The organism is Pseudoalteromonas sp. Of7M-16 (genome assembly GCF_022347805.1).
GTDB classification, from domain to species: Bacteria; Pseudomonadota; Gammaproteobacteria; order Enterobacterales; family Alteromonadaceae; genus Pseudoalteromonas; species Pseudoalteromonas luteoviolacea_F.
Genome location: NZ_JAKRFY010000013.1, coordinates 32,965 through 46,312, shown reverse-complemented (window position 1 = coordinate 46,312; position 13,348 = coordinate 32,965). Strand labels below are relative to the sequence as shown.

Below are 13,348 nucleotides of genomic sequence, written 5' to 3'. Positions count from 1 at the left end.
ATGATTGTTGATTGATATCAATTCGTATTCGCAATAAATTGCTGCAATCACTTCAATTCAGTCGTCGAAAGTGATAGTGTTGATACATTATCACATAACAATTGAGATTTATGAGCGTTAATTCTGAAGTTTGTGCTCAAACACAAAGCACAAAATATCTTATTGATGAGTCTGCTAGCGTCCTTTCAGAGATTTATGATCCAAACACCGCCTTAGCTTGTTATTGCACACCCTCTACTTGGGCTAAAAGCCGTGCAGCGGTTCATTATGTTAAAAAATCGCCAGATCACCCTTTTCAGTATCAAGGTGCAATTAATGAAGAACTGTCAGAGCAAGTTAAAAACCTGTTTGTTGATACAGCGCACGGTGATTTATTGATTGAACATATTGAATTAATGCTCCGCATGTTTGATGCCTTACTTGAGCCAAAAGAAATTGGTTTGAGGATCCTCCCTTGCACTTATGCAATGAGTCCGGCTTTTCATTCTCAAAACGGCATCGTGAGAATGCTCTCCACGTTAGGAGGGAGTGGAGAAAGATGGTTGGAGCATGGCTTTGTCGAATACTACCCTCTTGAAAAAGGTCAATTCACGCCAGCAGTTAAAGAGCCAAAAGACTGCAATGTAAATACATTATGTGATGGCGATATTGCGTTGGTAAAAGGTAAAAATTGGCTAGATCAAGAACACAATGCGGTTGTTTGCTCTTCTCCTCTATTTGACAATGACACTGCGAAACTTTGTGTCTATATAGATTACCTAAGTTAAAGTTATGGCGCCTGATTTATAATAAGAAAGAGAAGTTAGCCTTCTCTTTCTAGGCAGGCATAACTATTTTGCCTGACCTGTCCAGCTCCATCCTGGGTAGAACTTGCCGTTCACATTCGCATTGTTACCAATGATAATTGAATAGGGTTTGTCTACAGCCTTCCAGTTATATGCTGTTGAGTGTTCAAGTTCAAATACAACATTTCCCCATATTCCGTAAGGCCCAGCAATGGTCGACTCTTTGTAAGCTGCAAAGTGGGTTTGCCCTCCCATCATGATTTCGCCTACTCTACTTTTGTTGTTGATTTCCGCAGCACCTTTGCTCCAAACCATAAGTAAATTTATATTACTTTGATTGTCAGCTAAGAAATATCCATTTCCTGCGACCTGAACAGAACTAAAGTGATTTTTATCGTTCGATTTTGCTGAAGACGTGTCGAAAACTCTAAGCTCGATTTGGTCTGTCGCTTTTGTAAACTCGGCGTATGAGCTGCCGTAAACACCAACGGAATTTCCTGAGAAACTTTCAAAATACGCTGTACTATTGTCAGTGACCAAAAATTGTTGGAATGAGTCTTCGCTTGCTGATTTGGCATTAGTGGTAACGTGTTTCAGTTGCCCAACACTGTTGGCTTTAAGTTCAACCGCAGGCATATCATTTGGTACATCGATATTGATGTTCGAAAGTACAACCGAACCAGACTGAACCAACACCGCACTCTGTTGTACGTGCTCCTGATCTTGCTTAACTCGTATTGAGCCTGTTCTTCCAGCGTCATTGATAATTTCGAATCGACTATTCTTAATTTCAATTGGACCTGCGCATTCTCCTGAAACCACGAATTTCACTGTTTGCGCGAGGTAATTGAATGAAACAGCTCTTTGCAGTGCTTCTGGGTGGGCTTGGCAATCAAGATTGAGAGTGATGTTGGCCACTAATTCTTGTTGAGTATTTGTGTCAATAATGCCCTGTTCCTTGTGCGCATTTGCCGGCGCCGCGATCATCATTGGTAGTGATAGTAAGGCGAGTTTCATCAGATTTTTCGTTTCCATTAAATCTTCCTTTTTAGAAATTTCTTTACATGTTGTGATCTAATTAGCTGAGAGTAACTAATTGTTACTGAAAGAGCCTTTGTCATTACTGCCTTCTAAGCGTTGAAATTAAATACGCTGAGCCTCTCAAGACAATCTCGCTATTTCAGAGTTAGTCAATTTAATTGACTTTTAGACAGTAACTTAGTTTTGCGCTGGTGGTCAAAAAAACACCACGTAAAATGGAGTTCATATTGTTATAAGATATCAATAATTATTTTGTTCATTTGAAACGCGCTTGAATATTGTTTCTGTACCCACGGTCATAAGAATGAGATACTTCATTTGATGGACCTATAATGGGGTATTGCGGTTGATTTAAATTTATTAGACTAAAACTAAATAGTTAGAGCTGTGAAAATCCAACACTTTCCGATGTTCAAAAATAAATTAAAATTCAATAAAAAAGATACAAAAATATTACAATTGAAATATTTTTCATATAGAGTTACATCCCTTATTACTAAATAATTCATTAAAAACCAAAGTAAATGGAAATAACTATGTTCAAAAAATCTCTACTAGCTTCGGCAGTCGCGTGTTTAATGGCACCCGCTTATGCTGAGATCATGATTTCTGAATATGTCGAAGGAAGCAGTTATAACAAAGCAATCGAACTCTACAACAGCGGTGATTCAGAAGTTGATTTGAGTAGCTATCGCCTTGAGTTTTATTTTAACGGTAAGTCTACAGCGGGAACCAGCATTGCGCTTGAAGGCACATTGTTACCAAAAGCTACACACGTCGTAGTGCATGCTAGAGCGACAGAAGAGCTTAGACTCAAGGCGCAACAACAAAAAGACGGCAGTTGGTATAACGGTGATGATGCCGTTGTATTGTCAAATAGTAATGGCGCAGTAGATAGTATCGGACAAGTAGGCTTCGACCCCGGATCTGCTTGGACTGAGCAAGGCGTTTCCACAAAAGATAAGTCACTGGTACGCATTAGCACTGTTGTAACTGGGGATTCGGTTGTAGATGATGTTTTTTTACCATCTACAGAGTGGGAAGCGCTAGCAAAAGACGACTTTTCAAATATTGGCCTTCACAACGCCACAGATCCAACTGAGCCACCAGCACTCGTTTGTAATGAAAACAATGTTTTAATTCACGCAGTTCAAGGCGAATCTTTTGAAAGCCCTTTAGTTGGTCAACAAGTTGAAATTCAAGGGGTAGTAACAGCGTCTTTTGTCGAAGATGGGCAATTAAAAGGGTTTTTCATCCAAGAAGAAGCTTTTGAGCAGGATAACAACCCCCTGACTTCTGAAGGGATATTTGTTTCATATCAAGATGCGTCAATTGTAGAAGGGCAAGTCATTAAATTATCCGGTAGTGTCAGAGAGTCATACGGACAAACTCAAATTTCAAATGTGAGTAGCGCGATATCTTGTGGTACAGATTCGGTGGTGAGTGTAGACATTAGCTTGCCAGTAGAGTCAGGTTTGGAAGCGTATGAAGGTATGCTCGTGAACATAACCAACGATCTGTTTGTAAATGACACCTACGGCTTAAAGCGCTACGGAGAATTAAAGCTTGGCTCTGAGCGTTTGTATCAAGGTACTCAAGTGGCACTGCCTGGGGAAGCGGCCAATGCTATCGAGCGCCTGAATGTGAGCAAAGAAATTACTTTGGATGATGGCTCGACAGCGCAAAACCCGGAAGTTATACCTTACCCGACCCCTGAGCTGGATGCATACAATACGATTAGACTGGGTGATAAGGTGAGCGGCGTTGAAGGTGTAATTGGATATGGTTTTTCTCAATATCGAATTCATCCAATCACAGCGCCAAACTTCATCCAAGAAAATCCTCGTACCGATTCTCCTCAAGTAACACAAAAAGGTAACTTAAGAATTGCGAGTATGAATGTGCTGAACTTTTTCAATGGTGATGGCCTAGGCGGCGGCTTCCCAACATCACGTGGTGCAGACTCCTTCGAAGAGTTGCAACGCCAAAAAGCCAAGCTTATGACTGCATTGGTGACATTAGATGCAGATGTCATCGGGCTGTTAGAAGTTGAAAACGATGGTTTTAGTGAAAACAGCGCGATCGCTGAGTTGGCGAGCTCATTAAGCGAAGCAGACCCACAAAATACCTATGGCTACGTTAACTTTGGTGCTGATTCTGTAGGTACTGATGCAATAATGTCAGGGATAATCTATCGCAGTAATAAAGTAAAAGAAGTCGGTGTGCCCGCTTTCACAGATGCTGTTCCTTTTGATTACGGTAATCGTCCACCAGTGATGCAGAGCTTCGAGGACTTATCTACCACCGATGTATTTAACGTGGTAGTTGCTCACCTGCGCTCTAAAGGCAGTTGTAGTCGAGCAGAAGGTCTAGATCAGGATCAGAACGATGGACAAGGCTGTTGGAACCAAGCACGTGTAAATGCTGTCAACGAGTTACATGCTTGGTTAGCTGGTACACCAACTACCATTCAAGACGATGACACTGTGATATTGGGGGACTTTAATGCTTACAATATGGAAGACCCAATCAGACAGATGAGTGCAAATGGTTACTCAAATCTAAGGGATATTTTAAACGGGGACGTGAAGAGCTACTCTTACGTATTTAAAGGGCGCTTAGGCAGCCTAGATCATGCGTTTGCAAGTGATTCTATGACTGCAAAAGTTGTGGCTATCTCAGATTGGCACATTAATGCAGACGAGCCTGTTGCATTAGACTACAACGTAGAATACAAGTCAGACAAACATCAACAATCGCTATACGCCGACCATGCTTATCGTTCATCTGATCACGACCCGATTGTAATCGAGGTAAATACACAAGATCCTTATCCGGTAATAGAAGGCAAAATCGACAATATTTACGGCTGGTTTTGGTGGCAGCGAACTGTTGTTGAAGTGCCTGAAGGATATAGTAATTTAGAAGTCAGCATTGAGGGTAATGGAGAGGCAGACCTATATTTAAGACATGGCCAAAAACCGAAATTTTATAAGTTTGATTGCCGTCCATATTTATGGGGAAGTAACGAATCCTGTCAAATACAAAATGCGCAAGTGGGAACTTGGCATATTGGCCTCAGAGGCTTCTTGCCCTATCACAATGTAACTTTGAAATATAAAATTACCAAGTAATAAAAAAGGTGGCGTTGCCACCTTTTTTATGTACGTCCTAATAGTATGTTTTGGACCTTGAGCCTTAGATTATCTGGATCAGGTGTTCTTGGGCTTGGCTCAAACTTTCTGATACAACGCGGGTCTTTAGCGCACTTATCGGTGAGTGCTTTTAAAAATGCAACGAGATCAGCTTGTTGTCCCGTGTTCAATGGTGGAGCTACAAATGGCGACAATTGCAATAGATTTAATGCGGTTTGGCTATTTTCCAGCGCATTTTCATTGAGTGACTGGCAATGTTGGTCCTGAGTGAATTGTCGCAGGCTACAAGCACCACCTTTTTCAAAAAAGTCATTAATTGCATTTTGTGGATCTACATAATGTGCAACAACTTCTTCGAGAGTTTCGTAAGCGCCTGAATGTCCATACGGGGCTGTTAACTCGACATTTAGCAAGCCTGGTACTCTAAACGCAAACATATTCCTCTGCTCAGAATCAATTAAGAACCGCCCTTGATCTGAATTGTGCTCGTTTAAACCAATACCATACTGCGGAAATGCGAGGTTAAAAAAGCCATCATTGGTAAATCGAGTGCCACCATGGCAATTTACGCACCCTGCACCTCCATCACTGATTTGCGTAAAAAATAGTGATGCGCCGCGTTTTTGCGCTTGGGTCATCGCATTTTGGTTGCCGCGCAAATAGTCATGCCATGGGGAATTAACTAGGTTTATAGATGCTTGATATTGTCCAAGTGCCAACGCAATGCTGTCGAATGTAATTAAAGACTGCGAAGTGTCATTACTATTAAATGCCTTTTTGAACTCTCTGATCCATTCATTCTTGTCGAGATCGTTTGCCTGTTCGCCATAGTTACCTATACGTTGGGCGAGGTGTTCTCTAACTGATTGATTATCTAGTGCATTTGGAAATGCCTGACCGCGCATCTCCTCTCTGGATGTCACAGGAAAGCGTGATAGAGCTCCGACAAGGTCATTACCTACTCGCTCGTCAATATTACCAAAACCGGAGTCTGGTGTTGTTATTCCTGAAACCTCGTTTCCAGAGGTATCCGTCGTGGTTATACGTTGCACTCGCCCATCCCAAAATAAACTCGAATTAGCGAGTCCAACATTGAAAATAGTCGGCGAGTTTCTCGGAATATTGATCGTATCTGAGGTTAATCTAAGTGGGCCGATGATATCTGGATTGATGGCGTTGGTACCAATCGGTAACGACAGTCCATCAGCTCCACCGAGTCTCGGGTGGTGACAACTGGCGCATGCCACAGTCTTCTCAGCACCGAGCGCCTTGCTGAAGAAAAGCTTCATACCGAGTTGCGGCAATGGCTCTGATATATGCGGCAGCGCAGATAGATCAGGAATTGTCGAGCTTAGGTTTTGGTCAGCTACTATCTCCTGTAGTTGAATATCAACCGCCGTCTGAATTTGAACAAACGGCTTCCCATGTCCTTTTTTCGGTCTATGAGGTTCGTTGCTGGGTTTTGCTTGCAAATGAACACTGGATACGCTTAAAAATATTAACGCACCCAGGCTTATTCGGTTTTTATGTTTCATATTTTAGCCCCTTGATGATGTAATAACTAGCTTGTTCATCAAATGTGCAAAAAGTATGTTACCGAAACAGATTTATGTTGTTACGTATCTTTTTTGGTTGTGCGACTGTGCCATCGTACAATTTCTTTGTGGTCACGAGTTACTGAACCACCGAGAGATTCGCAATGTTGTACCTCTTTAGCGAGCACTGCTTCGGCATTAATCTCCAACTTCTGTAGCAGTTGTCTTAGCGTACTTTGCTCATCAGACGTTAACGTTTCGAGCAATTTTTCTTCTCGGTTTTGTAGATGATCTGTGACCTTTGCGTATATGGACTGCCCTTCTTCTGAAAGCTCGACAGGTTTACTGCGGGTTTGCTCTTGCCCTTGTACATATTGAGCCAGCCCCTTTTTAATCAGCGCTGCGATAGCCCGTGTTGTTGAATAAGGATCCAACCTCGTTTGGTATGCGATGTCTGATGCGGTTATTGGACTATATGAGCCGATATTAACCAGTATGCGCAGTTCCCTCGTATCCAAATCTGTCAGACTACGAATTATCGGATCTCTGGATATAGAAAGTAGGTTACTGACGACAGCAACTTGAAACGGGATATGGTTTTCTAGAGACAGTATTTGTCTATTGTCGCCTTGCGCGAAGCTTTCCAATCTGTTTTTTAATGCATTTTTATATGAAATATCACTAGACAACTAGTTTCTCCAGGAGTATGTTATGTTGCATATGCAACAAAAAATAAATTTAACAGGAGCTGATTATGCCTTTAGTTACCCCTTTATCTCAAGACCACGATCAGGAAGTAACTGAACTTGCGAAATTCTTTAATGAAACACTAGGCTTTTGCCCTAATAGTGTACTCACGATGCAAATTCGACCTGCAATTGCACGCGCATTCATTAACTTAAATAAAGCAGTCATGGAAAACCATGGGCGCGTGACATCTGAGCTTAAAAGGCTAGTTGGTTATATTACAAGTGCAAATACGGGTTGCCGCTATTGTGAAGCGCATACAATTTTGGCTGCACAGCGATATGGCGGAACAGACTCTAGATTGGCTCAAATTTGGCAATTTAGAGAGTCAGACGTATTTACAGATGGTGAAAAGGCAGCATTTGAGTTTGCACTGGCGGCCTCAAGTGTACCTAACGCTGTTGATGAACCTATTCAAACAGAACTGAGAAAATACTGGGACGATGGCGAAATTGTCGAGCTACTTGGTGTGATATCTCTATTTGGCTACCTTAATCGTTGGAACGACTCTATGGGTACTACATTAGAGTCAGGAGCAATTGATGCTGGCGAGACTTTATTAAAACAAAACAACTGGGAAGTTGGAAAACATCAGTCTTAAACCTACCTTTACATCTCAACTACCAAAGGCTTTTTCATATGATCAAGCCTTTTTATTTTCAAACTGCATAGTGCATTCATCGCCGTCGTAGAGCAATGTCAAAGGGTAACCATTTGGAGGCTATAACAAATTGGCTACTAAATGCGCAAATCAAGTGCCGAAGTTTCATTATTTATCGAAACTTTTAAAAGATTTTCATCAGGCAATATACAAATACGTGAAAAGCGACTAGATTACAGTCTGGCTTTAGGTACTAACTCGATTATCCAAGTTTATTGCATAAACTATTTGTGAAGTTTCAGAAAAAAATGAAACTTCAGTTGATCTGAGTCAATTACCTCTGTATATTTAACTTTCAATAATTACTGAACGTTTAGAATTATGAATTTATCACCAAAAATCGAAAACTTCGTGCTCCATTGCGGTGAAATGGGCAGTCGTTGGGGATTTAACAGAACCATTGGGCAAATGGTGGGGTTACTCGTTATCAATGAGCACCCGCTAACTGCGAATCAAATCGCAGAAGCCTTAAAGATTTCCCGAGGCAATGTCAGTATGGGGATCAAAGAGTTGCAATCATGGCAGCTAGTAAAAGTTCAACATATCCCCGGCGATAGAAAAGAATATTATGCGCCGAACGGTACAATATGGGACCTTGCTAACAAAGTGTTCGAAGAACGACGTAAGCGAGAAATAGACCCTACTCTGACGTTATTACGCGACCAAATACTTGATACAGCTAATACGCCAGAGGAAAAGTACGCTCAGGAGCAAATGCAATCCATCCATGACCTGTTAGAAACAGTAACAAAATGGTCGGCGGAATTGCAGAGGTTGACACCTGAACAATTGCAATCATTGATGAAACTTGGTTCATCGGTAAGTAAGGTGATCGACCTCAAGGACAAGTTATTGAAAAAGTCGTAAATAACAGAGGTGTGTCATGCTTGATACCTTATTGCTGTCGCGAATTCAGTTCGCGACAAATATAAGCTTCCATATACTTTTCCCGACCATATCCATAGCGCTCGCTTGGTTTTTGGTTTTTTTTAAAGTCAGATATGTTCAAACAAACCAGCCCGTTTGGCTCCGGGCTTATCGGTTTTGGGTGAAAATATTCGCGCTAACCTTTGCACTTGGTGTGGTAAGTGGTATCACCATGTCGTTCCAATTTGGCACTAACTGGCCTGGTTTTATGGAACGAATAGGCAATATTGCTGGCCCCTTGTTGGGATATGAAGTTCTGACTGCTTTCTTTATGGAAGCGACATTTCTGGGAGTTATGCTATTTGGTATGAAGCGTGTCAGCCCTGCTGTTCATACGTTTTCAACTATTGTAGTTGCTATTGGCACTTCAATATCTGCATTTTGGATTCTCTCTTTAAACAGCTGGATGCAAACACCAGTTGGTTATGAAATTATTGATGGTGTATTTTACCCAAAAGATTGGTTTGCCATCATTTTTAATCCGTCTTTTGGTTACCGTTTATCCCATATGTTACTTGCGTCCGGGATCACAGCGTCGTTTTTGGTTGCTGGAATAAGCGCTTATCGTCTACTGAAAGATGACCATAAACATGCACCAAAGTTAACCTTAAAAGTTGCTCTAACGGTCGCTGTTATTTTAACTCCGTTACAGGCGTTTGTAGGAGATCTTCACGGATTAAACACATTTGAACACCAGCCTCAAAAAGTCGCCGCAATGGAAGGTGTTTGGGAGACCGAAAAAGGCGCTCCACTTCTATTGTTCGCAATTCCCGATGAAGAGGCTCGAGCAAATCACTTCGAACTTGCTATTCCAAACCTCGCAAGTTTAATACTGACTCATGAATTGGATGGCGAAATTAAAGGCTTGAATGAGTTTAAAGGCGAGCACCCGCCCGTTAAGCCCGTTTTTTATGGTTTTAGAGTCATGGTTGGACTAGGTCTGCTAATGATCTTGATTTCAGTTGTAGCCAGATTTACCTTGTTTAAAACCGGAGAACTGCCTCGTTGGCAACTAAAAGCATTGGTTGTAATGACGTTTTCTGGTTGGATTGCAACACTCGCAGGTTGGTATGTTACCGAAATAGGCCGACAGCCATATATGGTCCAAGGTTTAGTAAAAATAGAAGAGTTGGTGACACAAGTTCCGTCAGAGCATGTGTTATATACCCTTATTGGTTATATTTGTATTTATGCACTATTACTCGCAGCCTACATCAAGACCTTATTTTATACTGCCGATAAGTCCGTTGAGGTCGAGGAATACGAGCTCAATCCACCAATGCGAGGAGAGCAACATGCTTAGTACAGAGTTTTTGGCGCAGTTTTATGGTGCCTTAATGGCATTGGCGATTTTGGTGTATGCAATACTCGACGGTTACGACCTCGGAGTTGGTATTTTGCTACCGCCTGATAACAAAGAACAAGCAGACACCATGATTGCATCAATTGGCCCTTTTTGGGATGCAAATGAAACATGGTTAGTTTTAGCTGTAGGCTTGGCATTAATTGCCTTCCCGTTGGCTCACTCAGTTATTTTGCAAGCGCTGTATCTACCGGTTGCACTTATGCTGCTAGGTTTGATCTTAAGAGGCGTTGCTTTTGACTTTAGGGCAAAAGCAAAAACAAAGTATCAGGATGCATGGGACATTAGTTTTAAGCTTGGGAGCGTCATAACGGCATTTTCGCAAGGGTTTATGCTTGGGTTATACGTGATGTCTTTTGATTCAAGCCTCGAAAGCTATGCGTTTGCAATACTTAGTGGTATTGGTGTTGTCTCGGCATATGGTTTAATTGGCTCTGCGTGGCTAGTAATGAAAACCACAGATAGTTTGCAAGCAAAAGCGGTTGCATGGTGTAGAAAATTCAATTTGGTTGCGTTACTAGGGGTGGTAGCTGTTTCAATTATAAATCCCCTTATCAATGACTTTGTTGCAGATAAATGGTTTGGCGATGAGCTATCGACGTTACTATTGCCAGTACCTTTTGCTTGTATTGCGCTATTTATCTATCAAGATAGGTTGTTGGCAAACTACAAAATGCAACAATCGATTGGTAGCAGTTGGAAACCATTCGCGATCACAACTTTAATATTTCTGCTGTGCTTTTTTGGCCTGTTATATAGTTTTTACCCCTACGTGGTTCCAAATCAATTGACAATTTATGAATCGTTAGCGGACGCTTCTGCTTTGACATTCATGATGTATGGTGTGGTGCTTGTGGTTCCAGCAATCATCGGCTACACAATTTTTTCTTACAGGGTGTTTTGGGGAAAAACAGAGGCACTTTCTTATTATTAATGTCGCTATATCAGCCCAGCTAAAAAGCAGCTTTCAAAGCTGCTTTTTTTCGAATAAATTTAAATCTTAGGATAGCCAATTCTATCGGAGAGGTATCCAACGCTTGTTACGAAGTAGTAGCTTCTGTTCCAATTCATTAATGCTTTGTAATTGTCATAGGCTAAATACATTCTGCCATTTATATCATCGGGCATAACAAGAGCTGCACTAATATTCACGTTGGGTAAGTCTGTACCATCTGTGCGTCTGATCCCAAGTGATTGCCAATCGGATAAAGAGCGTTCAGAGTTCTTGAAAAACTCTAGCCATTGGCTGTGATTTCGGGTGCCACGTTGTAGCACATAGTTTTCAGAAAACCCTTCAGGTAACTTGACTTGACGGCCCCAAGTCAAATTATTATTCCATCCAACACTCTTTAGGTAATTTGCAATAGAGGCAAAGGCATCTTCTTTAGTTGTCCAAATGTCCTTGCGGCCATCTTTGTTGTAGTCAACAGCGTAGGAGTTGAATGAGGTTGGCATAAATTGGGTTTGACCCATTGCCCCTGCCCATGAACCTTTAAACTTATCTAAGCCAATGTGACCATCGCGTAAAATGTCTAGCGCGGCCCAAAGTTGGCGTTTATATAGAGCTTCACGCCTACCGTCAAATGCGAGGGTGACAAGTGAACTTATAACTGGATATCCGCCTTGAACTCGCCCAAAACTACTTTCAAGGCCCCAAAGAGCGATAATAAAGCGCCCTTGCACACCAAAATCTCTTTCAATTTGATCTAGGAGTTGTTTGTTTTCTTTGTACAGCTTTCTTGCACGTTTGATTTTCCAATCAGGAACGCGTTTTGGCAAATATGTTTCAAGTGTCTCGACAATTTCTGGTTGGGTTTTGTCAGCTTTAATTACTTTCTTTTTGAATTTAGCTGTTGCAAACGCTGATTCTACTAAAGATTGTTCATAACCTTTTGCAATGGCTTCTGATTTTAGTTTTTGTACGTATTTATCAAAATCAGCTTCTGTGGTTGCACTCACAGAAGCCGAAAAACACAGAGATGTAAGTATTACTTTGAAAGTCTTAGTCACTCTTTGCTCCATTTCGTTTTTTAAATTCGTCTAGAAGGTTTTCTTCAGGTGGTGGAATTTGTAAGTAAAACCCTTGTTCAGTTAATTGTTCCTTAACAAGGCTCAAATCTGCAACACCAAGTTTTTCTCTTTTAGCAAGATCAACTAACATTACAAATAATGGGGTGCCAAAAGTGGTCATTAAAGGCTCTGGAACTTTGCTGAAATCGTCTCTTTTTTCAATAAAAAGGTAGGTGTCGGCTTTTTTACTACTTTTGTATACTGCACTTAGCATTATAACCCTATAAATTCTTGCTTATCTTAGAGCAGCACTATACCATGACATATACAATAATTGGAAAGTTTTGCTGCTCTCAAACGTACACAGTACGGGGTCAAAATAAGATTTAATAAAGAGTACGCAGTTATATTTGAGCGCTTATGTCTACACAATCTTTTGAACTTAAGGGGAACCTTTTCACTTTGTCGGTGTTACAACTTTTGAACGCTGACCTGAGTGTTGTAAAAGCACAGTTAAGTGAAAAAATTTCTCAAGCGCCTAAGTTTTTCAAAGGTGCACCTATTGTCATTAATCTAGCAGAAGTTCAAAGTGAACCTTTGGTACTCTCAGATTTAAAGTCTATCTTAAGTGAGTTGTCACTTAACCCAGTTGGAATTTGCAACGGCAGCGAGGAACAGAACGAAACGGCTAAGTCTATTGGTATGTCAGTTCTAAACTACACTAAAGATGTTGCGCCACCCGTTGCATCTAGCGCAAAAACAGAAGTCGTCGAAAAGCATGTCTATGTGCCGGCACAAGTTGTCAACGGTACGGTTAGGTCTGGTCAACAAATATATGCAAAAGATCGAGACTTAATCATCATCGGTGCAGTGAGTCACGGCGCTGAAGTCATTGCAGATGGGAATATTCATATCTATGGAACATTGCGCGGACGCGCTATTGCTGGAGCGCAAGGCAATGATTCGGCGAGTATTTACTGTCAAAAATTGGAAGCTGAACTAGTATCTGTAAATGGCAGTTACTGGATAAGCGATTCTCTGCAAGGAGAATTTTGGGGTAATCCATGTCAGATAACCCAAACAAACGAATCTTTAGAATTAACAGCATTGGTCAAAGGATAAAT

At 41.2% G+C, this 13,348-nt stretch carries 12 protein-coding genes; 7 read left to right on the top strand and 5 right to left on the bottom strand.

Going from position 1 to position 13,348, the window contains the following annotated elements; all coding sequences use genetic code 11:
- The first annotated feature begins 110 nt into the window (after positions 1–110).
- Positions 111–767: a DUF1826 domain-containing protein gene (locus MHN81_RS14420; RefSeq protein WP_239426041.1), complete on the top strand. Its 657-nt coding sequence runs from the start codon at positions 111–113 to the stop codon at positions 765–767.
- Between the two features lie 63 nt (positions 768–830).
- Here MHN81_RS14420 and MHN81_RS14415 read toward each other — a convergent pair whose 3' ends face one another.
- Positions 831–1,820, bottom strand: a complete 990-nt coding sequence (locus MHN81_RS14415) for a hypothetical protein (protein ID WP_239426040.1) — start codon at positions 1,818–1,820, stop codon at positions 831–833.
- A gap of 542 nt (positions 1,821–2,362) precedes the next feature.
- On the opposite strand from MHN81_RS14415, the gene MHN81_RS14410 reads away from it, so the two are divergent.
- Positions 2,363–4,960 carry an ExeM/NucH family extracellular endonuclease gene (locus MHN81_RS14410; RefSeq protein ID WP_239426039.1) on the top strand — a complete coding sequence of 866 codons (2,598 nt, stop codon included), beginning with the start codon at positions 2,363–2,365 and terminating at the stop codon, positions 4,958–4,960.
- 26 nt (positions 4,961–4,986) lie between these two features.
- On the opposite strand, the gene MHN81_RS14405 is transcribed toward MHN81_RS14410, so the two are convergent.
- Entirely contained in the window at positions 4,987–6,516 is a 1,530-nt protein-coding gene (locus tag MHN81_RS14405; protein WP_023399177.1) for a cytochrome c peroxidase, read from the bottom strand.
- Between the two features lie 80 nt (positions 6,517–6,596).
- On the bottom strand, positions 6,597–7,205 hold the full coding sequence (locus MHN81_RS14400) for a winged helix DNA-binding protein (protein ID WP_023399178.1): 609 nt from the start codon (positions 7,203–7,205) through the stop codon (positions 6,597–6,599).
- A 65-nt stretch (positions 7,206–7,270) separates the two neighbouring features.
- On the opposite strand from MHN81_RS14400, the gene MHN81_RS14395 reads away from it, so the two are divergent.
- The 4 genes from MHN81_RS14395 (at position 7,271) to MHN81_RS14380 (ending at position 11,148) form a co-directional block, all read left to right on the top strand.
- Positions 7,271–7,864 (top strand): carboxymuconolactone decarboxylase family protein, encoded by a 594-nt coding sequence (locus MHN81_RS14395; protein WP_023399179.1) that lies wholly within the window; start codon positions 7,271–7,273, stop codon positions 7,862–7,864.
- A gap of 381 nt (positions 7,865–8,245) precedes the next feature.
- Entirely contained in the window at positions 8,246–8,791 is a 546-nt protein-coding gene (locus tag MHN81_RS14390; protein ID WP_023399180.1) for a MarR family transcriptional regulator, read from the top strand.
- 16 nt (positions 8,792–8,807) lie between these two features.
- Complete coding sequence (locus MHN81_RS14385; protein ID WP_063383298.1) at positions 8,808–10,154, top strand: cytochrome ubiquinol oxidase subunit I; 1,347 nt, start codon at positions 8,808–8,810, stop codon at positions 10,152–10,154.
- Positions 10,147–11,148 (top strand): cytochrome d ubiquinol oxidase subunit II, encoded by a 1,002-nt coding sequence (locus MHN81_RS14380; protein ID WP_023399183.1) that lies wholly within the window; start codon positions 10,147–10,149, stop codon positions 11,146–11,148. The genes MHN81_RS14385 and MHN81_RS14380 overlap by 8 nt, the downstream gene beginning before the upstream one ends.
- A gap of 59 nt (positions 11,149–11,207) precedes the next feature.
- On the opposite strand, the gene MHN81_RS14375 is transcribed toward MHN81_RS14380, so the two are convergent.
- Positions 11,208–12,236 carry a lytic murein transglycosylase gene (locus MHN81_RS14375; protein ID WP_036976022.1) on the bottom strand — a complete coding sequence of 343 codons (1,029 nt, stop codon included), beginning with the start codon at positions 12,234–12,236 and terminating at the stop codon, positions 11,208–11,210.
- A complete protein-coding gene (locus MHN81_RS14370) occupies positions 12,217–12,498 on the bottom strand; it encodes a YcgL domain-containing protein (RefSeq protein WP_023399185.1) in 282 nt (93 codons plus the stop codon). The genes MHN81_RS14375 and MHN81_RS14370 overlap by 20 nt, the downstream gene beginning before the upstream one ends.
- 146 nt (positions 12,499–12,644) lie before the next feature.
- Here MHN81_RS14370 and minC point away from each other — a divergent pair, with 146 nt between their 5' ends.
- A complete protein-coding gene (gene minC, locus MHN81_RS14365) occupies positions 12,645–13,346 on the top strand; it encodes a septum site-determining protein MinC (RefSeq protein ID WP_239426038.1) in 702 nt (233 codons plus the stop codon).
- Positions 13,347–13,348 lie beyond the last annotated feature (2 nt).